Source organism: Streptomyces sp. NPDC034049 (assembly GCF_055575575.1).
In genome coordinates this window covers 632005-658103 of the sequence record NZ_JBVISJ010000001.1, presented here as the reverse complement: position 1 = coordinate 658103, position 26099 = coordinate 632005, and the positions used below count along the sequence as shown (strand labels likewise).

Annotated in this window: 21 protein-coding genes; 1 reads left to right on the top strand and 20 read right to left on the bottom strand. The window is 70.9% G+C overall.

Going from position 1 to position 26099, the window contains the following annotated elements; all coding sequences use genetic code 11:
• Positions 1 to 108: 108 nt before the first annotated feature.
• The 5 genes from ACZ52C_RS02900 to ACZ52C_RS02880 form a co-directional block, all read right to left on the bottom strand.
• A complete protein-coding gene (locus ACZ52C_RS02900; protein WP_086802230.1) occupies positions 109 to 1695 on the bottom strand; it encodes a Na+/H+ antiporter in 1587 nt (528 codons plus the stop codon).
• A 73-nt stretch (positions 1696 to 1768) separates the two neighbouring features.
• A complete protein-coding gene (locus tag ACZ52C_RS02895; RefSeq protein ID WP_469073086.1) occupies positions 1769 to 2245 on the bottom strand; it encodes a GNAT family N-acetyltransferase in 477 nt (158 codons plus the stop codon).
• Entirely contained in the window at positions 2242 to 3186 is a 945-nt protein-coding gene (locus ACZ52C_RS02890; protein WP_469073085.1) for an RluA family pseudouridine synthase, read from the bottom strand. Before ACZ52C_RS02890 ends, ACZ52C_RS02895 begins: the two co-directional genes overlap by 4 nt.
• Positions 3187 to 3269: 83 nt before the next feature.
• Positions 3270 to 3875 carry a signal peptidase II gene (gene lspA / locus ACZ52C_RS02885; protein WP_469073084.1) on the bottom strand — a complete coding sequence of 202 codons (606 nt, stop codon included), beginning with the start codon at positions 3873 to 3875 and terminating at the stop codon, positions 3270 to 3272.
• Positions 3876 to 3956: 81 nt separating this feature from the next.
• The gene (locus tag ACZ52C_RS02880) at positions 3957 to 4823 is read right to left on the bottom strand and encodes a TraR/DksA family transcriptional regulator (protein WP_469073083.1); all 867 of its coding nucleotides are present in this window, start codon (positions 4821 to 4823) and stop codon (positions 3957 to 3959) included.
• Positions 4824 to 5472: 649 nt separating this feature from the next.
• Between ACZ52C_RS02880 and ileS the strand changes: the two genes are divergently transcribed.
• Positions 5473 to 8616: an isoleucine--tRNA ligase gene (gene ileS, locus ACZ52C_RS02875; RefSeq protein ID WP_469073082.1), complete on the top strand. Its 3144-nt coding sequence runs from the start codon at positions 5473 to 5475 to the stop codon at positions 8614 to 8616.
• Positions 8617 to 8955: 339 nt separating this feature from the next.
• On the opposite strand, the gene ACZ52C_RS02870 is transcribed toward ileS, so the two are convergent.
• The 15 genes from ACZ52C_RS02870 to ftsL all read right to left on the bottom strand — a co-directional run bounded on the left by ACZ52C_RS02870 (position 8956) and on the right by ftsL (position 25952).
• Entirely contained in the window at positions 8956 to 10212 is a 1257-nt protein-coding gene (locus tag ACZ52C_RS02870) for a DivIVA domain-containing protein (protein ID WP_469073081.1), read from the bottom strand.
• 46 nt (positions 10213 to 10258) lie between these two features.
• Entirely contained in the window at positions 10259 to 10555 is a 297-nt protein-coding gene (locus tag ACZ52C_RS02865; protein WP_469073080.1) for a YggT family protein, read from the bottom strand.
• Between the two features lie 60 nt (positions 10556 to 10615).
• On the bottom strand, positions 10616 to 11257 hold the full coding sequence (locus ACZ52C_RS02860; protein ID WP_045555307.1) for a cell division protein SepF: 642 nt from the start codon (positions 11255 to 11257) through the stop codon (positions 10616 to 10618).
• A gap of 129 nt (positions 11258 to 11386) precedes the next feature.
• Entirely contained in the window at positions 11387 to 12106 is a 720-nt protein-coding gene (locus tag ACZ52C_RS02855; RefSeq protein WP_469073079.1) for a YggS family pyridoxal phosphate-dependent enzyme, read from the bottom strand.
• A 5-nt stretch (positions 12107 to 12111) separates the two neighbouring features.
• Entirely contained in the window at positions 12112 to 12846 is a 735-nt protein-coding gene (gene pgeF, locus ACZ52C_RS02850) for a peptidoglycan editing factor PgeF (protein ID WP_469073078.1), read from the bottom strand.
• Complete coding sequence (gene ftsZ / locus ACZ52C_RS02845; RefSeq protein ID WP_469073077.1) at positions 12843 to 14036, bottom strand: cell division protein FtsZ; 1194 nt, start codon at positions 14034 to 14036, stop codon at positions 12843 to 12845. The genes pgeF and ftsZ overlap by 4 nt, the downstream gene beginning before the upstream one ends.
• 279 nt (positions 14037 to 14315) lie before the next feature.
• Positions 14316 to 15116: a cell division protein FtsQ/DivIB gene (locus tag ACZ52C_RS02840; protein ID WP_469073076.1), complete on the bottom strand. Its 801-nt coding sequence runs from the start codon at positions 15114 to 15116 to the stop codon at positions 14316 to 14318.
• 58 nt (positions 15117 to 15174) lie between these two features.
• Complete coding sequence (gene murG / locus ACZ52C_RS02835) at positions 15175 to 16272, bottom strand: undecaprenyldiphospho-muramoylpentapeptide beta-N-acetylglucosaminyltransferase (protein ID WP_469073075.1); 1098 nt, start codon at positions 16270 to 16272, stop codon at positions 15175 to 15177.
• Between the two features lie 6 nt (positions 16273 to 16278).
• Entirely contained in the window at positions 16279 to 17628 is a 1350-nt protein-coding gene (gene ftsW, locus ACZ52C_RS02830; protein ID WP_045555312.1) for a putative lipid II flippase FtsW, read from the bottom strand.
• An 88-nt stretch (positions 17629 to 17716) separates the two neighbouring features.
• Positions 17717 to 19144, bottom strand: coding sequence for a UDP-N-acetylmuramoyl-L-alanine--D-glutamate ligase (gene murD, locus ACZ52C_RS02825; protein WP_469073074.1), 1428 nt, complete (start codon positions 19142 to 19144; stop codon positions 17717 to 17719).
• Positions 19126 to 20199, bottom strand: coding sequence for a phospho-N-acetylmuramoyl-pentapeptide-transferase (mraY, locus tag ACZ52C_RS02820; RefSeq protein WP_467332305.1), 1074 nt, complete (start codon positions 20197 to 20199; stop codon positions 19126 to 19128). The genes murD and mraY overlap by 19 nt, the downstream gene beginning before the upstream one ends.
• Entirely contained in the window at positions 20196 to 21611 is a 1416-nt protein-coding gene (locus tag ACZ52C_RS02815) for a UDP-N-acetylmuramoyl-tripeptide--D-alanyl-D-alanine ligase (RefSeq protein ID WP_469073073.1), read from the bottom strand. The genes mraY and ACZ52C_RS02815 overlap by 4 nt, the downstream gene beginning before the upstream one ends.
• Before the next feature lie 4 nt (positions 21612 to 21615).
• Positions 21616 to 23289 (bottom strand): UDP-N-acetylmuramoyl-L-alanyl-D-glutamate--2,6-diaminopimelate ligase, encoded by a 1674-nt coding sequence (locus ACZ52C_RS02810; protein ID WP_469073072.1) that lies wholly within the window; start codon positions 23287 to 23289, stop codon positions 21616 to 21618.
• A 63-nt stretch (positions 23290 to 23352) separates the two neighbouring features.
• Positions 23353 to 25329 carry a peptidoglycan D,D-transpeptidase FtsI family protein gene (locus ACZ52C_RS02805; RefSeq protein WP_469073071.1) on the bottom strand — a complete coding sequence of 659 codons (1977 nt, stop codon included), beginning with the start codon at positions 25327 to 25329 and terminating at the stop codon, positions 23353 to 23355.
• Positions 25326 to 25952 carry a cell division protein FtsL gene (gene ftsL / locus ACZ52C_RS02800; RefSeq protein WP_469073070.1) on the bottom strand — a complete coding sequence of 209 codons (627 nt, stop codon included), beginning with the start codon at positions 25950 to 25952 and terminating at the stop codon, positions 25326 to 25328. The genes ACZ52C_RS02805 and ftsL overlap by 4 nt, the downstream gene beginning before the upstream one ends.
• Between the last annotated feature and the right edge of the window lie 147 nt (positions 25953 to 26099).

Below are 26099 nucleotides of genomic sequence, written 5' to 3'. Positions count from 1 at the left end.
GGGCGGGTGAAAGCAACGCACCCACAGCCGCCGACGACGCCCCGACCCCACCTCACCGCCGAGGAGTCACGGGCGGGCGCGGGTGGGCAAGGGGGGCACCCGCCCGACTCACCGCAGGCTGCGCACATCCAGATGCCGCAGCACCCGGTCCACCACCTCCGGATCCGCCCCCGGCTCACTTCGCGCGGCCAGCACCTCGTGCCGAGCCGCACTCAACATCTCCCCCTGGATCCGCCGCATCCGGCGAAGCCTCCGCACCCGTTGCTCGTGCCCCTCCCGCCGCTCGTCCTCCCCCACCTCCGGACTGATCCGCACCCCGATCTCGAAGGCCCGCCGCAGCAGCCGCTCGGACATCTCCTCCGGCAGCTCCTCCACCTCCTCGATCTCCTTCAGCCGCCGCTTCGCCGCCTTCGCCGCCCGCACCGCCAACGCCTTCTCGAACTCCTTCTCGACCCCCTCGTCGGCCCGCACCCCCAGCCACCGCACCAGCCGCGGCAGTGTCAGCCCCTGTAGCACCAGCGTCGCCATGATCACCCCGAACGCGATGAACACGATCTCGTCCCGGTCCGGGAACGGCGCCCCGCTGTCCGTCTCCAGCGGAATCGCCAGCGCCAGCGCCACGGAGGCCACCCCCCGCATCCCCGACCACCACATCACCACGGTCTCGCGCCACGACATCGGGATCTCCTCGTCGTAGTCGCGTTTGGCGTGCAACCGCCGCGCCAGCCAGGTCGCCGGCAGCAGCCACAGCAGCCGTACGAACACGACGACGACCACGACGGCCGCCGCCCAGCCGAGCATCTCGCCCCACCGCCCGGACGCCGTACGGATCGCGTTGTGCAGTTCCAGCCCGATCAGCCCGAAGGCGACACCGGTCACCAGCGTGTCCACGACGTCCCAGACGGTGTGCCCGGCGAGCCGCGTCAGGACGTCGTCCGCGCCGAGCGCGTACTCCGCGAGGAACAGCGCGGTCGTGAGCACCGCGAGCACCCCGGACCCGTGGAGCTCCTCGGCCATGACGTACGACGCGTACGGCACGAGCAGGGTCAGCCCGATCTGCAGCGTCGCGTCCTCGAGGAAGTCCATCAGCTTGTTGGCCGCCCAGCCGAGCCCGATCCCCACGGCGAGCGCGACGACGGCCGACAGCACGAGCTGGAGCGCGGCGTCCGGCCAGGAGAACGATCCGCTGACGGCCGCGGCGATGGCCACGTGGTAGAGCACGATGGCCGTGACGTCGTTGAAGAGGCCCTCGCCCTCCAGTATCGACACCAGCCGTCGCGGCAGCCCCAGTTGCCCGGCCACGGCGGTCGCCGCCACCGGGTCGGGCGGCGCGACGAGGGCGCCGAGCGCCACGGCCGCCGCGATGGGCAGCCCGGGCACGATCGCGTTCGCCACGACGGCCACCGCGGCGGTGGTCACGAACACCAGCGCCACGGCCAGCAGGAGGATCGGCCGCAGGTTGGCGGTGAACTGCCGCCAGGACGTCCGTCGCACCGCCGCGTACAGCAGCGGTGGCAGCAGCAGCGGCAGGATGAGCTCCGGCGGGATCTCCACATTGGGCACGAACCCGGGCAGGGCCAGGGCGATGCCCAGCAGCGTCATCAGCACTGGCGCGGGCAGCTTCAGCCGCTCCCCCACCGGCACACTGACCACGGCCCCGACCAGCAACACGAACAACAGGGCCAATTGATCCATGGGGGCGCTCCGCTGGTGCTAGACGATCTCGACAGACCGGATGCCCAGGGTGCCCCACCCGCACCGCCGAACGCTAAAGTCTTCGCCGCATCGCCCGATGCGGGATGCCCGCGTCCGCGAACTCCGGCCCGTACGCCTCATACCCCAGCCGCTCGTAGAACCCCAGGGCGTGCGTCTGGGCCCCCAGGTCCACAGCGGTCAGCCCGCGCTCCCGCGCCGCCTCCTCGACGGCCCGCACCAGCGCGACCCCGACGCCCAGCCCCCGGGCCTCCGCGACGACGGCGAGCCGCCCCAGGGACCCCACACCCAGCTCCCCACCGGTCTTGCCGGCGGCGGCCTCCCCGTACAGCAGCCGACCGGCCCCGAGGGGTGTCCCGTCGTCCCGCACGGCGAGCACATGCACGGCCCCGGCGTCGTACGCGTCGTACTCCAGGTCCTCCGGCACGCCCTGCTCGACGACGAAGACCTGCTTGCGCACCGCGAAGCAGGCCTCGCGGTCAGCGGGTCCGTCGGCGACGCGCACCTCGTAGGACACCGGCGCGGGACTCACGCGTACGTCTCCTCACGGACCTTGTCCAGGGCCTGCTGCAGATCGGCCGGGTAGTCGCACTCGAACTCGACCCAGCTGCCGTCCCCGGGGTGCTCGAAGCCGAGCCGTACCGCCTGCAGCCACTGGCGGGTGATACCGAGCCGCTTGGCGAGCGTCGGGTCGGCGCCGTACGTCAGATCGCCGACGCAGGGGTGCCGGTGGGCGGACATGTGGACGCGGATCTGGTGGGTGCGCCCGGTCTCCAGCTTGATGTCGAGCAGGGAGGCGGCACGGAACGCCTCGATCAGGTCGTAGTGCGTGACCGACGGCTTGCCCTCGGCGGTGACGGCCCACTTGTAGTCGTGGTTCGGGTGCCGCCCGATCGGGGCGTCGATGGTGCCGCTCGTGGGGTCGGGGTGGCCCTGGACCAGCGCGTGGTACCGCTTGTCGACCGTGCGCTCCTTGAACTGGCGCTTCAGGGAGGTGTACGCGTACTCCGACTTGGCGACCACCATGAGGCCCGAGGTGCCCACGTCGAGCCGGTGCACGATGCCCTGGCGCTCGGCGGCGCCGGAGGTGGAGATGCGGTACCCGGCGGCGGCGAGCCCGCCGATGACGGTGGGCCCCGACCAGCCGGGGCTGGGGTGCGCGGCCACGCCGACCGGCTTGACGATCACGACCACGTCGTCGTCGTCGTGCACGATCTCCATGCCCTCGACCGGCTCGGCGACGACCCGCACCGGCGCGGGCGCCTGCGGCATCTCGACCTCCAGCCAGGCCCCGCCGTGCACCCGCTCGGACTTGCCGACCACCGACCCGTCGACCGTGACCTTCCCCGCGGCGGCGAGCTCGGCGGCCTTGGTACGGGAGAAGCCGAACATGCGGGAGATGGCGGCGTCCACACGCTCGCCCTCCAGGCCGTCGGGCACGGGCAGGGTACGGATCTCGGGAATCGTGCTCACCCGACGAGTATGCCGGACCGCCACGACACGCCCGACCGCGCCTGTGGAAAACCCCCGTCGCCCCCGTCTGTCACCTGGTGGGCTCAGTCCTTGTGGACGGTCCCGTCCGGGTCGAGCCCCCGGAACGACAGCAGCACGATCAGGATGCCGCCGCACACGATGGCCGAGTCCGCGAGGTTGAAGACCGCGAAGCCCTTCGGCGCGATGAAGTCGACGACCGCGCCCTCGAAGACACCCGGCGACCGGAAGATCCGGTCGGTGAGGTTGCCCAGCGCGCCGCCGAGCAGCAGACCGAGCGCGATCGCCCAGGGCAGGCTGTAGAGCTTGCGGGCCAGGCGGGCGATGACCAGGATCACGATCGCCGCGATCATCGTGAAGATGATCGTGAAGGCCTCGCCGAAGCCGAAGGCCGCGCCCGCGTTGCGGATCGCCTCGAACTTCAGCCAGTCCCCGATGATCTCGATCGGCTCGTGGTGCTCCAGCTTCGCGACCACGATCATCTTGCTGACCAGGTCGAGCGCGTACGCCAGCGCGGCGACCCCGAAGAGCACGGCGATCCGGCGCCTGCCGCGCGGCTGCACGGTGGCCTCGGCCCGCTGGGCCGCGACGTCGCCCTCGGACTGCTCCGGGTCGGCCCCCGCCGCGTCTGGAATGTCCGGCGTACCGATGATGCGCTCCGCCTCTGCCACGTGAGTCCCTCAACCTAGGTTCCTGACTGAGGACAAAGGTACGACACGCCCGCCGCGGACCAGGGGCTCAGGCGGCGATCGCTAGCGGCGTTCCTGCTTCTGCTTGCACTCCACGCACAGGGTGGCCCGGGGGAAGGCCTGCATTCGCGCCTTACCGATGGGATTGCCGCAGTTCTCGCAGAGTCCGTAGGTGCCCGAGGCGAGCCGGTCCAGGGCGCGCTCGGTCTGGTCGAGCATCTCGCGCGCGTTGTGCGCGAGGGACAGCTCGTGCTCGCGCGTGATGTTCTTCGCGCCGGTGTCGGCCTGGTCGTCTCCCGCGCCGTCCCCGGAGTCCCGCATCAGACCCGTCAGGGCCCGCTCGGAGGCCTCCAGCTCGGTCCTCAGCCGCATCGCCTCGGACTGCAGCTCCGTCCGGGCATCGGCCACCTCCTCGGGGCTCCAGGGGTCCTCACCGGGGCGTACCGCCAGCTCGCCGGGTTCCACCGCGGCGGGCCGTGCCTTGGGGACGGCGGTGGGCTTCTTCTTCGCCGCCGTAGCCGTACCAGGAGTGTTCTTCGCAACCACCGTCGTGGCTCCCGTCGTCTCGGCGGCCTCGGCCGCACCCGCCTTCTTGACCGTGCTCTTCGTCGCAGAGGTGCTCTTCTTCGCCGCCGTCGCCTTCTTGGCCGCGGCCTTCCCGACGGCCGACGCGCCGCCGGCCGAGTCGCCACCGGCGGCTTTCCGGCCGACCGGCTTCGCGGCGGCCGGCCTCCCGGCGTCCGCCTTCCCGGCCACGGCCTTCTTCGCCGCCGCCTTCGTGGCCGCCGTCTTCTCCGCCACCGCCTTCTTCGCCACCCGCTTCTTGCCGGCCACCTTCACCGCCGCGGCCTTCTGCCCCTCGTCCCCGCCGGAGGCCACCGTGGATCCGCCGGACGCCGACTGCTGTACGGCGGTCTTCTTCGCCACCATGGCCGCGCCCCTTCACATATTGTGATCTTGCACGCGTATCGTGCTGGGACGATAAATCGACCCGAGTCCCGCGGCAACGGGGCAGACCACCTGTTTCACCCGCCCCGCGAGCGTCGCGCGACGAGCCTGCAAGCGTTGTGCCCAGCTCCCCGCCGGGTATTCCGCCGCGCCGCACGTCCCAGGATCCGGACGCCCGACCCGCTCCATTCGGGTCACCCCGCAGGTCACCCCGCCCCCGCCCGGCGGACCGGGCCGAAGCCCCGCCGCACCGCCCGCGCGGACGCCGGAAATCCGGTCGGCCGCTGTCCGTACGGCGCCGTACACTGGGCGGAGCGAGAAGCGTGGATGGGGACGAGTAGCGTCGTACGCAGCCCAGAGCGACCCGGGGACGGTGGAAGCCCGGGGGCGAGCGCGATGTGAAGATCACCCCGGAGCCGCCGGAAGAAAGCCGCAGCCCCTGTCGCACACCGTGGGGCACGGCGAGTAGACCCGGTATCGCGACCTCAATGAGGGGGTTCACCGGTGCGTACGGCGCGCGGGGGAGCCAAGGAGGGTGGTACCGCGGGAGCGCGCCGCACACGGCGTTCGAAGGATCGAAGCTCTCGTCCCTCCGACGGAAGGCAGCAAGTCCGTTGGAGGAAGCCCGCTCATGACAGAGCCGACGTACCGCCAGGTGCCCGCCCAGGTCGATCTGCCCGCGCTCGAGCACGCGGTGCTCGACTTCTGGCGCGAGCAGAAGATCTTCGCCAAGAGCCTGGAGCAGTCCGAGGGCCGCCCCGAGTGGGTGTTCTACGAGGGCCCGCCCACCGCCAACGGCATGCCGGGCGCCCACCACATCGAGGCGCGCGTCTTCAAGGACGTCTTCCCCCGCTTCCGCACCATGCGCGGCTACCACGTGGCCCGCAAGGCCGGCTGGGACTGCCACGGCCTCCCCGTGGAGCTGGCGGTCGAGAAGGAGCTCGGCTTCAACGGCAAGAAGGACATCGAGGCGTACGGCATCGCCGAGTTCAACGCCAAGTGCCGTGAGTCCGTGCTCCGCCACACCGACGCGTTCTCCGACCTGACGACCCGCATGGGCTACTGGGTCGACCTCGACGACGCGTACGTGACCATGGAGCCCGAGTACATCGAGTCCGTCTGGTGGTCGCTGAAGGAGATCTTCAACAAGGGCCTGCTGGTCCAGGACCACCGCGTGGCCCCCTGGTGCCCCCGCTGCGGCACCGGCCTGTCGGACCACGAGCTGGCGCAGGGCTACGAGACGGTCGTCGACCCCTCGGTGTACGTCCGTTTCCCGCTCACCTCCGGTCCGCTCGCGGGCGAGGCCGCGCTCCTGGTGTGGACGACCACGCCGTGGACGCTGGTGTCCAACACCGCGGTCGCCGCCCACCCCGAGGTCACCTACGTGGTCGCCACGGACGGCACCGAGAAGCTCGTCGTCGCCGAGCCGCTCGTCGCCAAGGCGCTGGGCGAGGGCTGGGAGACCACCGGCCAGTCCTTCACCGGCGCCGAGATGGAGCGCTGGACCTATCAACGTCCGTTCGAGCTCGTGGAGTTCCCCGAGCCCGCCCATTTCGTGGTGAACGCCGAGTACGTGACCACCGAGGACGGCACGGGCCTGGTCCACCAGTCCCCCGCCTTCGGTGAGGACGACCTCAAGGTGTGCCGGGCGTACGGCCTGCCGGTGATCAACCCGGTCCGCCCGGACGGCACGTTCGAGGAGGACGTCCCGCTGGTCGGCGGCGTCTTCTTCAAGAAGGCGGACGAAAAGCTCACCGAGGACCTCCAGACCCGGGGCCTGCTGTTCAGGCACATCCCGTACGAGCACAGCTACCCCCACTGCTGGCGCTGCCACACCGCGCTCCTCTACTACGCGCAGCCGTCCTGGTACATCCGCACCACCGCCGTCAAGGACCGCCTCCTCCAGGAGAACGAGAAGACCAACTGGTTCCCCGACACGGTCAAGCACGGCCGCTTCGGCGACTGGCTGAACAACAACATCGACTGGGCGCTGTCCCGCAACCGCTACTGGGGCACCCCGCTGCCGATCTGGCGCTGCGAGGAGGGCCACCTCACCTGCGTGGGCTCCCGCGAGGAGCTGAGCCGGCTCTCCGGCACCGACCAGTCGGAGCTGGACCCGCACCGCCCCTTCATCGACGCGGTCACCTTCGCGTGCCCCGAGGGCGGCTGCGCCGCCACCGCCACCCGCGTCCCGGAGGTCATCGACGCCTGGTACGACTCGGGCTCGATGCCGTTCGCGCAGTGGGGCTACCCGTACAAGAACAAGGAACTCTTCGAGTCCCGCTACCCGGCCCAGTTCATCAGCGAGGCCATCGACCAGACCCGCGGCTGGTTCTACACGCTGATGGCGGTCGGCACCCTGGTCTTCGACAAGTCGTCCTACGAGAACGTCGTCTGCCTCGGCCACATCCTCGCCGAGGACGGCCGCAAGATGTCCAAGCACCTGGGCAACATCCTCCAGCCGATCCCGCTCATGGACCAGCACGGCGCCGACGCCGTCCGCTGGTTCATGGCCGCCGGCGGCTCCCCCTGGGCGGCTCGCCGCGTCGGCCACGGCACCATCCAGGAGGTCGTCCGCAAGACGCTCCTCACGTACTGGAACACGGTCGCCTTCCAGGCGCTGTACGCCCGTACGTCGAACTGGGCGCCCAGCGCGGCGGACCCGGCCCCGGCCGACCGCCCGGTCCTGGACCGCTGGCTGCTCTCCGAGCTCCACGCCCTCACCGACCAGGTGACCGGGGCCCTGGAGTCCTACGACACCCAGCGCGCCGGAAAGCTCCTCTCGGCGTTCGTCGACGACCTGTCCAACTGGTACGTCCGCCGGTCGCGCCGCCGCTTCTGGCAGGGCGACAAGGCCGCGCTGCGCACCCTGCACGAGGTCGTCGAGACGGTCACCAAGCTGATGGCCCCCCTGACCCCGTTCATCACCGAGCGGGTCTGGCAGGACCTGATCGTGCCGGTCTCCCCGGGCGCCCCCGAGTCGGTGCACCTGGCCTCCTGGCCGGAGGCGGACCTCTCCGCGATCGACCCCGAGCTGTCCCGGCAGATGGTGCTGGTGCGCCGCCTGGTCGAGCTGGGCCGTGCCACGCGCGCGGAGTCGGGCGTCAAGACCCGCCAGCCCCTCTCCCGCGCTCTGGTGGCGGCGACGGGCTTCGACGCCCTCAACCCCGAGCTGCACGCGCAGATCACGGAGGAGCTGAACGTCAGCTCGCTGGCCTCCCTCTCCGAGGTCGGCGGCTCCCTGGTGGACACCACCGCCAAGGCCAACTTCCGCGCGCTGGGCAAGCGCTTCGGCAAGCGCGTCCAGGACGTGGCCAAGGCCGTGGCGAACGCCGACGCGGCCGCCCTCTCGCTGGCCCTGCGCGAGGGCACGGCGACGGTCGAGGTGGACGGCGAGACCATCAGCCTCGCCCCGGACGAGGTGATCATCACCGAGACCCCGCGCGAGGGCTGGTCGGTCGCATCGGACTCCGGGGCGACGGTGGCGCTGGACCTGGAGATCACGGAGGAGCTCCGCCGGGCGGGCCTGGCCCGTGACGCGATCCGCCTGATCCAGGAGGCCCGCAAGAACAGCGGCCTGGACGTGGCCGACCGAATCGCCCTGCGCTGGGAGGCGACGGACCCGGCGGTGGCCGCGGCCCTGACCGAGCACTCGGCCCTGATCGCGGACGAGGTCCTCGCGACGGACTTCGCCCGGGGCGAGGCCGACGACACGTACGGTGCCCCGTTCACGGACGAGCCCCTGACGCTGACGTTCCGCCTGCGCAAGGCATAACCCCCAGGGGCGCGCCCCAGCCGGCCTGCTGCCCGCCGTGGCTGCGGGCAATCGTGCCGCTGGGGCGCTGGGGGTACCTCCCGCTCGAGCGAAGCCGAGAGTGGGGGAGGGTGGGCGCAGCGGCACCCGCCAAGCGCCGGTGAGCGCCTCCCACCCCCGCCCAGCACCAGCCATCGGGCACCACCAAGGCCTGGGGCACCGAAAATCTCGGTGCCCCAGGCCTTCGGCGTTTCGTACGTCGGACATCCGCACTCGCCCACGAACAAGGGCGGGGCCCCGGATCGAAAATCCGGGGCCCCGCCCTGAACGCTGCCGACGCCTACGGCGTACCAGTAATCGTCAGTTGTCGTCCTCGTCGATGAGGAACCCACGCATCGGCGAGGGAGCCTGCCCCATCGGAGAGGGGCCCTGCGGCCGGACCGGAGCCATCGGCTGGGTCATGGCCGGAGACATCTGCTGCTGACCGCCGTAGGAGGGCGCGGCCGGAGACGGGGCGCCGCCCATGCCTCCACCCATGCCGCCCGGGTTGCCACCGTACGACGGGGCGCTCGCGCCGGCCGGAGCCATGGAGGGCGCCGGGGACGGCGGCAGCGACGCGGTCGCCGGGGTGCGCGGCGGGGCCAGCGAGTCGTCCGCCTGGGTCTCCAGCTGACGCAGCTGCGACTCCAGGTACGACTTCAGACGCGTGCGGTACTCGCGCTCGAAGCCGCGCAGGTCCTCGACCTTGCGCTCCAGCGTGGCGCGGGCGGACTCCAGGGAGCCCATCGCGACGCGGTGCTTCTCCTGCGCGTCCCGCTCCAGCGCGTCGGCCTTGGCACGGGCGTCCCGCTCCAGACCCTCGGCGCGGCTGCGGGCCTCACCGACGATCTTGTTGGCCTCGGAACGGGCCTCGGCGATCGCCTGGTCGGCGGTCTGCTGGGCCAGCGAGAGCACGCGCGCGGCGCTGTCGCCGCCGGGACCCTGACCGGGGCCGCCCATCGGACCACCCATGGGGCCGCCCATCGGGCCGCCCATCTGCTGCTGCATGGGAGGCTGGCCGCCCATGGGACCCTGACCCATCTGGCCCTGGCCCATCTGCGGCTGCATCTGGCCCTGACCCATGGGGCCCTGGCCCATCGGTCCCTGACCCATCGGGCCGGGACCCTGCTGCCCCTGGCCACCAGGGCCGGCGGGCAGCTGCGGGGCACCGCTCGGCAGCTGGGGCGGGCCACCCATGGGGCCCCCCATCTGCTGCGGCGGGCCCGATATGCCGGCGGGTACGGGTCCACCGGGACCTCGCATACCCTGCTGCTGCATGCCGCCCTGTTGCTGCATGCCACCCTGCTGCATGCCGCCCTGCTGCTGCATGCCACCCTGCTGCATGCCGCCCTGCTGGTCCTGCGGCTCCGGAGGCTTGCGCATGTTCTGCTGGTTCTGCGCAGCGGCGCGCGTGGCCGCGGCCAGTTTGGCGCGCAGGTCCTCGTTCTCGCGGAGCAGACGCGTCAGTTCGGCTTCGACCTCATCGAGGAAGGCATCGACCTCGTCCTCGTCATAGCCTTCTCGGAGGCGGACGGTCGTGAACTGCTTGTTCCGCACGTCCTCGGGGGTCAACGGCATCTCTTCACCTCAACGTAGTCGTCGGCATTCGGCAAGACCGCATCTCTCACACCGCTCCCATCCCGCCGGCTACCACCGCACGCAGAATGAAAACGATGATCATCAGCACGAAGAAGGACAGGTCGAGCGCCACGCCCCCGAGACGCAGCGGCGGAATGAACCGCCGCAGAAGCTTGAGCGGTGGATCGGTGACAGTGTAGGTGGCCTCCAGAACGACCACCATCGCCTTGCCGGGTTGCCATGAGCGGGCGAACTGGAAGACGTAGTCCATGACCAACCGGAAGATCAACACGATGAAGAACACCGTCAGCGCGATGTAGAGGATCGTCAAGACCACGCTCATGTCCGGTGTTTCCCTCTCCCCAATTCCGTGTTGCTCTACCGCTGTTTCCGGTCGTACGTCTCAGCTCTGGTTGAAGAACCCGCCCTCTGCGATGCGGGCCTTGTCCTCCGCCGTGACATCGACGTTAGCAGGCGACAACAGGAACACCTTCTGCGTCACCCGCTCGATGCTGCCGTGAAGACCAAACACCAAACCGGCCGCAAAGTCGACAAGTCGCTTCGCATCTGTGTCGTCCATCTCAGTCAGATTCATGATCACCGGGGTGCCCTCACGGAAGTGTTCCCCGATGGTACGGGCCTCGTTGTAGGTCCGCGGGTGCAACGTGGTGATCCGGTAAGGCTCTCGCTCGGACACGACCTTGGGCATGATCACCGGTGCGTTCTTCTCCAGACTCGAACGTTCTTGTGTGATGGACGCCACGGGCGCGATCCGGGCGGGTCGCACCGATTCCGCGGGGAGCGAAGTGGCGTGCGCCACCGGTTCGCGCTGCACCGGGGGCTGCACCACTCGCACCGATTCATCCCTTTGGGACTGGTGTGACTGGTGTGACTGATGCACCGGCTCGTGCCGGCGGTGGTCCCGCTCGGGCTCCGGGTCGAGCTCGGGCTCGAAGTCGTCATCGGGGTCGAATCCCCTGCCGTCGTACCCATCGTCCTCCACGAGGCCGAGGTAGACCGCCATCTTGCGCATCGCGCCGGCCATGCTCTGAGTCCTCCGCTCTGTGGTGGATCGACTGACGACTTCCCAAGTGCCCGCGATCCACGAGGTCGTTGCGCCCGCCTCTCGACGGAATGACCATATTTTCTGCTGTGGTCCGACTTCTTGGCGACGTTACCCGAGCCCGGGACGGACTCCGAGTACCGCAGTGCCGACGCGCACATGTGTCGCTCCGGCCGCCACGGCATCCTCGAGGTCCGCACTCATCCCTGCGGAGACCATGTTCGCAGCCGGATGGGCTCGGCGCAGGTCGGTCGACAAAACCATCAACCGCTCGAACGCGGCCCGTTGGCGTCCGGCGTACTCCCCGGTGAGCGGCGCGACGGTCATCAGACCATCGACCCGCACCCCCGGCGACTCCGCCAGGAGGTCGGCCAGCTCTTCGATTCCGCCCGGACCGACACCCCCTCGCTCCCCGCGGCCGCTCTCGTCGGCGTCGAGCGCGACCTGGATGAGACATCCCACCTCACGGCCGGCCCGAACGGCCTCTTTCGACAGAGTCGTGACAAGCCTGGAACGATCGACGGACTGCACGAGATCCGCGTAACGCACCACAGAACGGACCTTGTTGGTCTGCAACTGGCCCACGAAGTGCCACACAAGGGACAGATCCGAGCATTCGGCCGCCTTGGGGGCCGCGTCCTGGTCCTTGTTCTCGGCGACGTGGCGCACACCGAGTTCCGACAGGATCCGCACATCGCTCGCCGGGTAGGTCTTGGTGACCACGATCAGGGTCACCTCGTCCCGCTTGCGGCCCGCGGCCGCGCACGCCGCCGCGATGCGGTCCTCCACCTTCGCCAGGTTCGAGGCGAGTTGTGCCTTACGGTCGGTCATGTCCCTCAGTCCAGCCAGACATATCCCGCGAGTCGCCCTGTGGCGCGGTCGCGACGGTACGAGAAGTGATCACTCGACTCCAGCGTGCACACCGGCGACTGCTCCCGGTCGCGCACTCCGAGGCGCTCCAGCTGTGCATGCACTCCGGCGCACACATCCACGGAGGGCGTGCCCCAACTGGTCTCGGCGTACGCCGCCGGCTCGACGGTGGCCACCTCGGCGCGCATCGCCTCGGGCACTTCGTAGCACCGGCCACAGACGGTGGGTCCGGTGCGGGCGACGATCCGGGCGGGGTCGGCGCCGAGGCCGGTCATGGCCCGTACCGCCGCGGGGACGACCCCGGCGATCATGCCGGGCCGACCCGCGTGGGCGGCGGCGACGACCCCGGCGACCGGATCGGCCAGCAGGACGGGCACGCAGTCGGCGGTGAGAACGGCGAGCGCGAGACCGCGCCGCGTGGTGACGATCGCGTCGACGGACGGGACGTCGCCGGAACCGGAGCCCCACGGCCCGTCGACCACGGCCACGTCCGCGCCGTGCACCTGGTTCATCCAGACGACCCGGCCGGGCTCCAGACCCAGCGACTTGGCCGCCAGCTCCCGGTTGGTCGTCACGGCGCCGGCGTCGTCCCCGACCGCACCGCCGAGGTTGAGCTCCTCATACGGAGCGGCGCTCACCCCGCCCCACCTGTCGGTGAAAGCGAAGTGCGCGCCGCTCACGTTCTCGCGCCGTCCTATCACTTGAGGAAGTCCGGCACGTCCAGCTCTTCCGCGGCGCTGTCCGAGTAGGACCGGGACGGCGGGACCGGCGGGGCGACCGGGGCCTCGTTCACCGGCTCCGGGGCGGGCGCCGCCGGCTCCTCCTTCGGCTTGACGGTGCCGAGCGAGCCGAAGGACGGACGGTTCTCGGCGGGCCGCGCGGGGGCGGGCTCCTCGCGCTTGGCCGCGGCCGAGCCCAGGATGTTGTCCCGCTTGGCCGGGGGCTGGCCGCCGTCGAAGCCGGCCGCGATGACCGTGACCCGGACCTCGTCGCCGAGGGCGTCGTCGATGACCGCGCCGAAGATGATGTTGGCCTCGGGGTGCGCGGCCTCGCTGACCAGCTGGGCGGCCTCGTTGATCTCGAACAGGCCGAGGTCGGAGCCACCGGAGATGGAGAGCAGGACGCCGCGGGCGCCGTCGATGGAGGCCTCCAGGAGCGGCGAGGAGATCGCCATCTCGGCGGCGGCCACCGCGCGGTCGTCGCCGCGGGCCGAGCCGATGCCCATGAGGGCCGAACCGGCCTCGGACATGACCGACTTGACGTCGGCGAAGTCGAGGTTGATCAGACCGGGGGTGGTGATGAGGTCGGTGATGCCCTGGACACCGGAGAGCAGGACCTGGTCGGCCGACTTGAACGCGTCCAGCACGGAGACCTGGCGGTCCGAGATGGAGAGCAGCCGGTCGTTCGGGATGACGATGAGGGTGTCGACCTCTTCGCGCAGCTCGGCGATGCCGTCCTCGGCCTGGTTGGCGCGGCGGCGGCCCTCGAAGGTGAAGGGGCGGGTGACCACGCCGATGGTGAGGGCGCCGAGGGAGCGGGCGATGTTGGCCACGACGGGCGCGCCGCCGGTGCCGGTGCCGCCACCCTCGCCGGCCGTCACGAAGACCATGTCGGCCCCCTTGAGGACCTCCTCGATCTCCTCGCGGTGGTCCTCGGCGGCCTTCCGGCCGACGGCCGGGTTGGCGCCGGCGCCGAGTCCGCGGGTGAGTTCACGGCCGACGTCGAGCTTGACGTCGGCGTCGCTCATCAACAGAGCTTGCGCGTCGGTGTTGATGGCGATGAACTCGACGCCCTTGAGACCGACCTCGATCATCCGGTTGATGGCATTGACACCACCGCCGCCGACACCGATGACTTTGATGACTGCGAGGTAGTTCTGCGGTGCTGCCACGTCGAAGGCCTCTCGCCTCGAGTTACGTGTCGCCGCTTCGCGGGGTACCCGCGAGCCGACGACTGATGCCGAAGTGGGACGGTCCGAACGCCGACCCGAACCCTAACGCTGAAGTTTAGGGTTACCAGTGTGACTGTTCCTTGGACTCTTCCGAACAGGACACTAAGTCGACAAGTGGCGCACGTTCAACGAACACGCCGAACCTCCCGTTTTTCTTTTCACCCTATGTGATCAGCCGTAGCGGTGCCCAACCAGGGTGCTGGCCTGCGCGGATGTGCGTCAACTCCCTGATGACGCGGGCGCGGTGGGGACACTCACGTCGAAGTGCCCCGCACCCGGCGCCGCTTTCAGCAGGGCCGTGAGCGCACGGGCCTTCGCGCCCCCCTTCTCCGCGCTCCCCCACGCGACCGTACGGTCTCCGCTCAACTCCAGCGAGATGGCGTCGTAGGAGCGGACCTTGACGACCAGGGTCTCGCGCGCGATCGCGGCCGGAATCGCGTCGGCGACCCGCACGGCCTCCCGCACGAGCCGTTCCTCCCCGAATCGCCGCAGACTGGCGGCGGACGAACCGGACCGGGCCACCGTCAATTCCAGTACGGGAACGCCTTCCGGGGCGCGTGAAACCGTGGCAAAACGCACCCCTTTCGCGTCCACTTCGACGTACTTGCCCGAATTTCCGGCCGCTTCGACAATCAGAACCGGAGTGCGTTCGTTCAGTTTCAGCCCGATTCCATGGGGCCATGAGCGGACGACCTCGACCGAGTCGATTCGAGGCAATTTCTTCAGCAGTCGTGACTCGATCGCGTCGATGTCGACGGAAATGAGCGGATCGCCGAGCGGCACGGCGGCCGCCTCGCGCACCTGGGTCCCGGTCAGCACCCGGGTTCCCGACACGGTTACCGTCTCGGCCCGCAGCCACGAGGAGCCGTACAGGGCCCAGACGGAGGCGCCCCCGATCAGGACCAGGGCGATCGCGGCAGCGATCAGTGCCCGGGGGCCGGGGAGCCGCCGCCGGGGCGGCGGGCCGGGGTCCAGATCCTCGTCCGCGCCGCGCTCGGCGGTGCTGGTCGGTCCGGCCACGCGCACTCCCTCTCCTGGCCCGGTTCGCCTCCGGGCGCCTCAGCCGGCGAACCGCTCCCTAGCGGTGTCCACGCCTGGCGGCGATCGCCTCGTACACCATGCCGACGAGCAGGTCGTCGGCGTCCCGGCGGCCGAACTCGCTGGCGGCGCGGGACATCTCGTACAGCCGGTGCGGGTCGGCGAGCACGGGCAGCACGTTCTGCTGCACCCACTGGGGCGTCAGCTCCGCGTCGTCGACCAGCAGTCCTCCGCCCGCCTTGACCACCGGCTGGGCGTTCAGCCGCTGTTCGCCGTTGCCGATGGGCAGCGGGACATAGGCGGCCGGGAGCCCGACGGCGGAGAGCTCGGCGACGGTCATCGCGCCCGCACGGCAGAGCATCATGTCGGCCGCGGCGTACGCGAGGTCCATCCGGTCCACGTACGGTACCGGGATGTACGGGGGCATTCCCGGCATCTGGTGCACCTGCGGCAGTTCGTTCTTCGGGCCGACCGCGTGCAGGATCTGGATCCCGGCCTGCTGGAGGTAGGGCGCGACCTGCTGGACGACCTCGTTGAGACGGCGCGCGCCCTGGGAGCCGCCGGAGACCAGCAGGGTCGGCAGGTTGGGGTCGAGACCGAACAGCGCGCGGGCCTCGGGGCGCACGGCGGCCCGGTCGAGGGTGGCGATGGAGCGGCGCAGCGGGATGCCGATGTACCGGGCGTCGCGGAGTTTGCTGTCCGGGGTGGAGACCGCGACCTGGGCGGCGTACCGGGAGCCGATCTTGTTGGCGAGGCCGGGGCGGGCGTTGGCCTCGTGGACGATGATCGGCACCCCGAGACGCTTGGCGGCCAGGTAGCCGGGCAGGGCGACATAGCCGCCGAAGCCGACGACCGCGTCCGCCTTGGTGCGCTCCAGGATCTGCTCGGTCGCCTTGATCGTGCCGCGCAGCCGACCGGGCACGGTGATCAGCTCGGGGGTGGGCTTGCGCGGCAGGGGTACGGCGGGGATCAGCGCGAGTTCGTAGCCGCGCTCGGGGACGAGGCGTGTCTCGAGGCCGCGCTCCGTGCCCAGGGCCGTGATGCCCACGGTCGGGTCCTGCCTGCGCAGGGCGTCCGCGAGGGCGAGCGCGGGCTCGATGTGACCGGCGGTTCCGCCACCGGCGAGTACGACATGCACCGAAATTCACCGCTCTCCGGACGAACGTGCCGAGACACGCCGTCGCATCGTGTTCCATCTCCCTGGCCCCGAAGGGCCGCCGCCACGCTTTCTACCAAAGCGGGGTTGCCGCATGGCCAGCGCCGCCCGCGCTGCGGGTTCGTCGCGCGCGAAGGCGATCAGCAACCCGATGGCGAACATGGTCGGCAGCAGGGCGGAACCTCCGTAGGAGAACAGCGGGAGCGGGACTCCGGCGATCGGCAGCAGACCGAGCACCGCACCGATGTTGATCACTGCCTGAGCGGTGATCCAGGTGGTCACGCCTCCCGCGGCATACCTGACGAAGGGGTCCTCCGTGCGTCCGGCCACGCGGATACCCGCATAGCCTAGAGCCGCGAAGAGGGCGAGCACCGACAGCGTCCCCGCGAGGCCCAGTTCCTCGCCGGTGACGGCGAAGATGAAGTCGGTGTGCGCTTCCGGGAGTTGGCCCCATTTTTCCACACTGGCACCGAGCCCGGAGCCGAAGATTCCGCCCGAGGCCAGGGCATAGATGCCGTGCACGGCCTGCCAGCAGTCGGCGCCGTCCGTGCGGGGTTCGGTGGCTCCGATGCAGGCCAGGCGGGCCATACGGTTCTCGCTGGTCCTGATCAGGACGAACCCGATGAGGCCGGCGATGGACAGCACGCCCACGAACATCCTGGTCGGCGCCCCGGCCAGCCACAGCAGGCCGAACAGGATCGCCGTGAGAATGATCGCGGTGCCCATGTCACCGCCGAGCATGATCAGCCCGAGCAGCAGGAACGCCACCGGAACGAGCGGCACCAGCATGTGCTTCCACTGCGTCAGCAGGCGCTTGTCCTCCTTGCGGGCCAGCAGGTCGGCGCCCCAGAGCACGAGCGCCAGCTTGCCGAACTCACTGGGCTGGATCTGGAAGGAGCCGCCGACGGCGATCCAGTTCTGGTTGCCGTTGATCGACTGCCCTATCCCGGGCACTTGAACCAGGGCCATCAGGAACACACAGCCGGCCAGGATCGGATACGCCAGTGCCCGGTGCAGCTTGACCGGCATCCGGGAGGCCACGAGCAGCAGCACGGTGCCGATCGCGGCGGCGAGGAACTGCTTGCGGAAGAAGAAGGTGCCGGGCAGCGACTTCTGCAGGGCGGTGATCTGCGAGGCCGAGTAGACCATCACCAGCCCCAGCACGGTGATCAGCAGGCTGCCGCCGAGGATCAGGTAGTACGCGGTCAGCGGCCGGTCCCAGGCCTTGCGCGCCCGTGTGTGCAGCCGCCGCAGGGGGTTCTCGCGCGGCGGCCGGGAGACGGGTGGCCGCCGGGTGACGCGCTGGAGGGGCGCACGGCTCGTACGGCTACTCGGCATCGGGGGCGCCCTCGCCGCCGACCGACCAGTTCCGTGTCACGCGTCCCTCCCAGTGTCACCCGGCGCCGCCAGGCGAGGCCGGGCCGGGTCAGCCGTCCGTGGCGGCCAGTTCGCGCACAGCCTCCGCGAACGCGTCCCCACGCCTGTTGTAGTTGACGAACATGTCCATCGACGCACAGGCCGGCGCCAGGAGCACCGTGTCGCCCGTCCGTGCCAGCGTCCGCGCCTCGCGGACGGCGGCGAGCATCGCCCCAGTGTCGGTCCGGTCGAGGTCGACGACCGGCACTTCCGGCGCGTGTCGCGCGAGCGCTTCCCGGATCAGCGCGCGATCCGCGCCGATCAGCACGACCCCCCGCAGCCGCCCGGCGGCGCCGGCGACGAGCTCGTCGAAGGTGGCCCCCTTGGCGAGTCCGCCCGCGATCCACACGATCGACTCGTACGCGGCCAACGAGGCCTGCGCCGCATGTGTGTTGGTGGCCTTGGAGTCGTCGATGTACGCCACGCCGTCCACGTCGGCGACGTGCGCGATGCGGTGCGCGTCCGGGGTGAAGGCCCGCAGACCGTCGCGTACAGCCGCTGCGGGCACCCCGTAGGCGCGGGCGAGGGCGGCCGCCGCGAGGGCGTTGGCGATGTTGTGCGGGGCGGGCGGGTTCACGTCGGAGATCTCGGCGAGTTCCTGGGCGTTCTTCTGCCGGTTCTCGACGAAGGCGCGGTCGACCAGGATGCCCTCCACCACGCCGAGTTGGGACGGACCGGGCGTGCCGAGCGTGAATCCGACGGCCCGGCAGCCCTCCTCGACGTCGGCCTCGCGCACCAGGTCCTCGGTGGCCTTGTCGGCGACGTTGTAGACGCAGGCGACCCGATTGCCCTCGTAGACGCGGCCCTTGTCCTTGGCGTACGCCTCCATGGAGCCGTGCCAGTCGAGGTGGTCGGGGGCGAGGTTGAGGACGGCGGCGGAGTGGGCGCGCAGGGAGGGCGCCCAGTGGAGCTGGTAGCTGGACAGCTCCACGGCGAGGACGTCGTAGGGCTCGTCGCCGAGGACCACGTCCAGGAGCGAGACCCCGATGTTGCCGACGGCGGCCGTGCGCAGCCCCGCCGCCCTCAGGATCGAGGCGAGCATCTGGACGGTCGTGGTCTTGCCGTTGGTGCCCGTGACGGCCAGCCAGGGAGCGGCGTCGGGGCCCCGCAGCCGCCAGGCGAGTTCGACGTCGCCCCAGATCTCCAGACCGGCCGCGCGGGCCGCCGTGAACAGCGGCTTGTCCGGCTTCCAGCCCGGGGTGGTGACGACGAGTTCGGTGCCCTCCGGCAGGGTGGCGCCGTCGCCGAGGCGCACGGTGATGCCGAGCGCCTCCAGGTCGGCGGCCTGCGCGCGGGCGCGTTCGTCGGCGCCGTCGTTGACGACCGTGACGGCGGCGCCGAGGCCGTGCAGGACCTTGGCCGCCGGGATGCCGGAGACGCCCAGCCCGGCGACGGTGACGTGCTTACCCTGCCAGTCGGTCACTTGTCCGCTGCCCATCCCGCGTAGAAGAGGCCCAGTCCGACGATCACACAGATGCCCTGGATGATCCAGAAGCGGACCACGACCAGGACCTCGGACCAGCCCTTGAGCTCGAAGTGGTGCTGGAGCGGTGCCATGCGGAACACGCGCTTGCCGGTCAGCTTGAACGAGCCCACCTGGATGACGACCGACATGGTGATGAGCACGAACAGGCCGCCGAGGAGCGCGAGGAGCAGCTCGGTGCGGGAGCAGATCGCGAGACCCGCGAGCGCGCCGCCGAGGGCCAGCGAACCGGTGTCGCCCATGAAGATCTTGGCCGGCGAGGTGTTCCACCACAGGAAGCCGAGGCAGGCGCCCATCAGCGCGGAGGCCACGATCGCCAGGTCGAGCGGATCCCGTACCTCGTAACAGGCGGACGGGTTGGTCAGGGTCTGCGTGTTGGCGCAGGACTCCTGGAACTGCCAGACGCCGATGAACGTGTACGCGCCGAAGACGAGCACGGAGGCACCGGTGGCGAGGCCGTCGAGGCCGTCGGTCAGGTTCACGCCGTTCGACATCGCGAGGATCATGAACAGCGCCCAGATCACGAACAGCACCGGGCCGATGGACCAGCCGAAGTCCTGCACGAAGGAGAGCTTGGTGGAGGCCGGCGTCTGGTCGCGCGCGTCCGGGAACTGCAGCGCGAGGACCGCGAAGGCGATACCGACGATCAGCTGGCCGGCCATCTTCGCCTTGGCCCGCAGACCGAGCGAACGGCGCTTGACGATCTTGATGTAGTCGTCGAGAAAGCCGACGAGGCCCATGCCCGCCATCAGGCCGAGCACCAGCAGACCGGAGAAGGTCGGCGGCTGGCCCGAGATCACCTTGGCCAGGAAGTACGCGACGATCGTCGCCAGGATGAAGGCGATACCACCCATGGTCGGCGTACCGCGCTTGCTGGCGTGCTCGCGCGGGCCGTCGTCACGGATGTACTGGCCGTAGCCCTTGCGGGCCAGCAGCTTGATCAGCAGCGGGGTGCCGACCAGCGTCAGGAAGAGACCGATGACTCCTGCGAACAGGATCTGATTCATCATCGCGCGGCAACCTCACCCTCGTTGCCGCCGTCGAGCAGCGCCTGCGCCACACTCTCGAGCCCGACCGACCGGGACGCCTTCACGAGTACGACGTCTCCCGGGCGCAACTGACTGCGCAACAGGTCGACCGCCGCCTGTGCGTCGGACACGTGCACCGACTCCTCACCCCACGAACCCTCGTTGTATGCGCCCAGTTGCAGCCAGGAGGCCTCCCTGCCCCCGACCGCGACGAGCTTGCCGACATTGAGCCGGACGGCGAGCCGTCCGACCGCGTCGTGCTCGGCGAGCGATTCGTCCCCGAGCTCGGCCATCTTGCCGAGCACCGCCCAGGTCCGCCGCCCCTTGCCCATGGCCGCGAGCGCGCGCAGAGCGGCCCGCATGGACTCGGGGTTCGCGTTGTAGGCGTCGTTGACGACCGTCACGCCGTCCGGGCGCTCGGTGACCTCCATGCGCCAGCGGGAGAGGGAGCCCGCCTCGGAGAGCGCGGTGGCGATCTCACTTGCGGACATGCCCAGCTCATGGGCGACGGCGGCCGCGGCGAGCGCGTTCGACACGTGGTGCTCACCGTACAGGCGCATGGTCACATCGCTTGCACCGGAGGGTGTGTGAAGCCTGAACGCGGGCTGTCCGGCCTCGGTGAGCGTCACGTTCTCGGCGCGTACGTCCGCTTCGCCGGACTCGCCGAAGAGGAGCACCCGGGCCTTCGTACGGGACGCCATGGCCCGTACGAGGGGGTCGTCGGCGTTGAGGATCGCCGCGCCGCCCTCCTGCTCGGACGGCAGGGCCTCCACCAGTTCGCCCTTGGCCTGCGCGATCTGCTCGCGGCCGCCGAACTCGCCGATGTGGGCGGTGCCGACGTTGAGCACGAGACCGATCTTCGGCGGCGTCAGCTCGGTGAGGTAGCGGATGTGGCCGATGCCGCGGGCGCCCATCTCCAGGACGAGGAAACGGGTCTCCTCGGTGGCGCTGAGCGCGGTGAGGGGCAGCCCGATCTCGTTGTTGAGGGAGCCGGGCGTGAAGACCGTCGGCGCCTTGCGCCGGAGCACCTGGGCGATCAGGTCCTTGGTGCTGGTCTTGCCCGCGGAGCCGGTGAGGGCCACGAGGGTCGCGCCGAGCTTGCGCACGACGTGCCGGGCGAGGGCGCCGAGCGCCGCCTGCACATCGGCCACCACGATCGCGGGCACGCCGACGGGGCGGGACGCCAGCACCGCTGCCGCGCCCGCCTCGACGACCGCGGCCGCGAAGTCGTGCCCGTCCACGCGCTCGCCCGCGAAGGCGACGAAGAGGCTGCCGGGCTCCACCTCACGGGAGTCCCGGACGACCGGTCCGGTGACCTGTGCCGACGGATCCGGTATGTCGTGCGTCTGCCCGCCGACGACTTCTGCGATCTCGGCGAGAGAGAGGGCGATCACAAGTTCATCCCTGGGTCTGCTGGATAGCTTCGCGGAGCACCTGGCGGTCGTCGAAGGGACGGACCACGCCGGCGATGTCCTGGCCCTGCTCGTGGCCCTTGCCCGCGACCAGCACGGTGTCGCCCGGCTGGGCGCGCGCCACGGCCGCGGCGATCGCGGCGGCCCGGTCCTCGAAGAGGAGGACCTCGCCGCGCTCGTGGGCCGGCACGGACGCCGCGCCTTCGAGCATGGTCGCGAGGATCGCGAGGGGGTCCTCGGAGCGGGGGTTGTCGGAGGTCAGTACGGCCGTGTCGGAGAGGCGGGCCATGGCGGCGCCCATCGGTCCGCGCTTGGTGGTGTCCCGGTCGCCGCCGCAGCCGAGGACGACGTGCAGGCTGCCCTCGGTGACCTTGCGCAGCGCCTTGAGGACCGACTCGACGGCGTCCGTCTTGTGGGCGTAGTCGACGACCGCGAGGTACGGCTGCCCGGCGTCCACCCGCTCCAGCCGGCCCGGTACGCCCGGTACGGCCGCGATGCCGTCGGCGGCGGTCTGCGGGTCGATCCCGGCGACGGCCAGCGCGGCGACGGCCGCCAGGGTGTTGGCGACGTTGAAGGAGCCCGGCAGCGGCGACCTGGCGGCGATCCGCTCGCCCTTGGGCCCGACCACGGTGAACGTCGAGTCCATCGGCCCGACCCGGACGCCCTCGGCGCGCCAGTCGGCGTCGGGGTGCCCCTCGGCGGAGTAGGTGACGACCGGGACCGTGGCCTCGTCGACGAGCCGGCGGCCGTACTCGTCGTCGAGGTTGACGACGCCGAGCCTGCTGCGCTCGGGGGTGAAGAGCTGTGCCTTGGCCTGGAAGTAGTCCTCCATGCCGGAGTGGAACTCCATGTGCTCCGGGCTGAGGTTGTTGAAGACGGCGACGTCGAAGACGCAGCCGTCGACCCGGCCGAGGACCAGGGCGTGGCTGGAGACCTCCATGACGACCGAGTCCACCCCGCGTTCGCGCATGACGGCGAACAGGGCCTGGAGGTCGGTGGCCTCGGGGGTGGTCCGCTCGGACTTGATGCGCTCGTCGCCGATGCGCATCTCGACGGTGCCGATGAGCCCCGTGGAACGCACGGCCTGCAGACCGCCTTCGACGAGGTACGCGGTGGTGGTCTTGCCCGAGGTGCCGGTGATGCCGATCTGGAGCAGGTCGCCGCCCGGCCGGCCGTAGATGGTGGCCGCCAGCTCGCCCATCCGCGCGCGCGGGTTCTCCACGACGAGGGCGGGAAGCCCGGCCGCGGCGGCGCGCTCGGCGCCGCTGGGGTCGGTGAGGACGGCGACGGCGCCGAGGCCGACCGCCTGGTCGACGAAGTCGGCTCCGTGCAGACGGGCACCGGGCAGCGCGGCGTAGAGGTCGCCGGGGCGGACGGCACGCGAGTCGTGGGTGATGCCCGTGACCTGGACGGTGTCCGCGCTCGCCGGCTGCTCGGCACCCAGCTGACCGGCGAGTTCCGCGAGGGGTGTGGCGGAGACATGGGCCGGCCTGGGCGGTCCCGGATACGTCACGGGAACGTCCTTCTGGGTGGTTTGGGACTGATCAGCGTGTGGCACGGCGGTGAGCGTACCGGGCGCACCCCCACGGGAGCGAAGCGAGGGTTTGTGCGAGCGGGGCTCGGAGGCGTGGTTCCCGGGGTCGGGAGTGATCATGGTCACGAGTCGGTTCCTGGCTGGTTGCGCTGATCGTCGGGCGGATCAGGGTGGGGGCCGAAGGACGGGTCAGGGTGCGAAGGCGACGGGCAGGTTCGCGGGCTTCGCGCCGGTGGGCGGCACCTGGAGGGTCTTCAGGGCGAACTCCATGACCTCCTTGTAGATGGGTCCGCAGATCTGGCCGCCGAAGTAGTTGCCCTTGGTGGCGTTCTGGATCGCGCAGTAGACGGTGATCCGGGGCTTGTCGGCGGGCGCGAACCCGGCGAACGACGAGGTGTAGCCCCGGTATCTGCCGGTGGCCGGATCCACACGGTTGGCCGTACCCGTCTTGCCCGCGACCCGGTAGCCGGGGATGCGCGCCTTGGTGCCCGTGCCCTCCTCGTCGTCCACGACGGACTCCAGCATCCGGGCGAGGGTCTTCGCCGTCTTCTCGCTCACCACCCGGGTCTTGCCGGGCTTCGGGGCGGGGGTGAAGCGGCCGTCGGGCCCCTTGGTGCCGCGTACGAGGGTCGGTTCGACGCGTACGCCGCCGTTGGCGATCGTCGAGTAGACGGAGGCGGCCTGCATGGCGTTGACCGACACGCCCTGGCCGAAAGGAATCGTGTACTGCTGCGAGGTCGACCAGTCGCCGGGCGCGGCGAGGATGCCCTTGGTCTCGCCGGGGAAGCCGAGGCCGGTGTAGCTGCCGATGCCGAACTTGCGCAGGTAGGAGTGGAGGATCTTGTTGGACTCGCCCTGGTTGCGGCCGAGTTCGCCGGTGGCGAGGATCGTGCCGATGTTGCTGGACTTGGCGAGGACGCCGTTGAGCGTCAGGTACCAGGTCGGGTGGTCGATGTCGTCCTTGAAGAGCCGGTCGCCCCGGTGCAGCCGGTTGGGCACGGTGACGCGGGTCTCCGGGGTGGCGACGTTCTCCTCCAGCACGGCGGCCATCGACATCACCTTGGCGGTGGAGCCGGGCTCGTAGGCGTCCTGGAGCGCCGCGTTGCCGAGCGCGTCCGGGTTGGCTCGGGTGAGGTCGTTGGGGTCGAAGCCGGGCGAGTTGGCCATGGCGAGGATCTCGCCGGTACGGGTGTCCTGCACTATCACGTAGCCGCGGTCCGCCTTGGACTTCTTCACCTGCTCGGTGATGGCGTTCTGCGCGGCCCACTGGATGTCGCGGTCGATGGTCAGCTCGACGTCGGAGCCGGCCACGGCGGGGGTCTCGGTGGAGCCCGCGGTGGGCACGAGACGGCCGCCGGACTGGGCGTAGCGGATCTTGCCGTCCTTGCCCGACAGGCGGCTGTTCCACTGCTGCTCGATGCCGCCGCCGCCCTTGCCCTCGGCGTTGACCCAGCCCAGTATCCCGGCGGCGAGATCGCCGTTGGGGTACACGCGCTTGCTGCTGGGCTCCTGGAAGACGCCGGCCAGGACGTTGACCGTGCCCTTCTCGTCGGCGGCCCGTTTGACGAGCGCGGTCTTCAGGTCGCTGATCTGGTTCCAGACCTGGGGGGTCTGGCGGCGGGCGAGCAGCACATAGCGCGTGTTCTTGGTGCGCAGCTTCTCGGCGAGCGTCTCCTGGTCCGCGCCGAGGATCGGCGCGAGGAGCGCGGCCGCCTGCTCGGGGCCGTCGTCGATCTTCAGCTGTTCGCGGGTGAACATCGTCGGGTCGGCGGTGATGTCGTTGGCGTCGGCGCTGATCGCCAGGGCGACGCCGTTGCGGTCGGTGATCCCGCCGCGCTCGGCGGCCAGCACCCGCCCGACGTAGCGGTTCTGGTCGGCCTTGGCCGCGTACTCGCTCGCGTCGACGGCCTGCACCTGGAGCAGCCGTACGACGAAGGCGATCATCACCAGGGTCAGCGCGAGGCTCACCATGCGCAGCCGGGGGCGGGGGCTGCCCAGCCGGATGGTGCGCGCGCGCAGCTGCCGGGGCGGGGCCGGGCGGCGCTGTGCGGCGGGGCGGGCGCCGGGGCCCGGTCGGCGTTGCTGGCCGCCCGGTCGAACGGGCCGGGCGGGTCCGGGTACGCGGCGGCGCGGGGGCTGCCTGCCTGAATCGGCCACTTCCGTCACCTGCCGGGGGTCGTCGGGAACTGGTTGGGCTGTACGGGCGGGGTGGTGGGGGTCGGAGTGGGGGTGCCCGAGGGCTGCGGCGTGCGGGCGTCCGCCTGCGGCTCGGGCTCGGCCGGCGTCCGCGTCGGAGCGGGGGGCGAACTCGGGCTCGGCGTCGGGGAGCCCGGGGGCGTGGGGCTGCCGGTGGGCGTCGGGTCGACGGGCGGGCCGGGGTCGAGGATCTCGGGCGCGAGGACGAGCGGCATCCGGGCCATGGACTGCCGGGCGGCGCTCGGGACGCCCTTGACCGAGCCGTCGGGGTTCAGGAAGGCCGGGTCGCCGCCGGGGACCATGCCCAGCTCGCGGGCGCGGCGCTGGAGGGCTTCGGGGGCCGAGTAGGCGTCGACGTCGCGCTGGAGCGCCTGTTCCTCGTCGGTGTAGCTCTTCACGTCGTCCTGGAGGTCGTCGAGCTTGAACGACCCTTCGCTGAGCGCGGAGTTCAGCACGAGGAGGCCGATGAGACCGCCGCCCAGGAGGAGGACGACCAGGAGGACGAAGGGGGTGCGGGCGGCGCCCTTGGGCCGTGCGGGCAGGAGCCGTGCGAGACGGGCCGCCCGGCCCCTCAGTTCGGGTTTCCTGCTCACGCGCCCTCCCTGGGGGTCCGGGTTCGGGACTCGCTCGCCGTCCCCGCGAGTTCGCTTGTCGGCCTCACTCACCGTCCCCTTCACGCACCGTGTGCGGTCGCCCCGTACGCCTCACGCGCCTCACGCACCTCATGTGCGTCGGGCAGC

Coding starts and splice junctions, on each gene's coding strand:
- ACZ52C_RS02900 (WP_086802230.1), bottom strand. CDS start 1,695: ATGGATCAATTGGCCCTGTTGTTCGTGTTGCTGGTCGGGGCCGTGGTC.
- ACZ52C_RS02880 (WP_469073083.1), bottom strand. CDS start 4,823: ATGGTGGCGAAGAAGACCGCCGTACAGCAGTCGGCGTCCGGCGGATCC.
- ileS (WP_469073082.1), top strand. CDS start 5,473: ATGACAGAGCCGACGTACCGCCAGGTGCCCGCCCAGGTCGATCTGCCC.
- ACZ52C_RS02870 (WP_469073081.1), bottom strand. CDS start 10,212: ATGCCGTTGACCCCCGAGGACGTGCGGAACAAGCAGTTCACGACCGTC.
- ACZ52C_RS02865 (WP_469073080.1), bottom strand. CDS start 10,555: ATGAGCGTGGTCTTGACGATCCTCTACATCGCGCTGACGGTGTTCTTC.
- ACZ52C_RS02860 (WP_045555307.1), bottom strand. CDS start 11,257: ATGGCCGGCGCGATGCGCAAGATGGCGGTCTACCTCGGCCTCGTGGAG.
- ACZ52C_RS02855 (WP_469073079.1), bottom strand. CDS start 12,106: ATGACCGACCGTAAGGCACAACTCGCCTCGAACCTGGCGAAGGTGGAG.
- ftsW (WP_045555312.1), bottom strand. CDS start 17,628: ATGCCGAGTAGCCGTACGAGCCGTGCGCCCCTCCAGCGCGTCACCCGG.
- murD (WP_469073074.1), bottom strand. CDS start 19,144: ATGGGCAGCGGACAAGTGACCGACTGGCAGGGTAAGCACGTCACCGTC.
- mraY (WP_467332305.1), bottom strand. CDS start 20,199: ATGATGAATCAGATCCTGTTCGCAGGAGTCATCGGTCTCTTCCTGACG.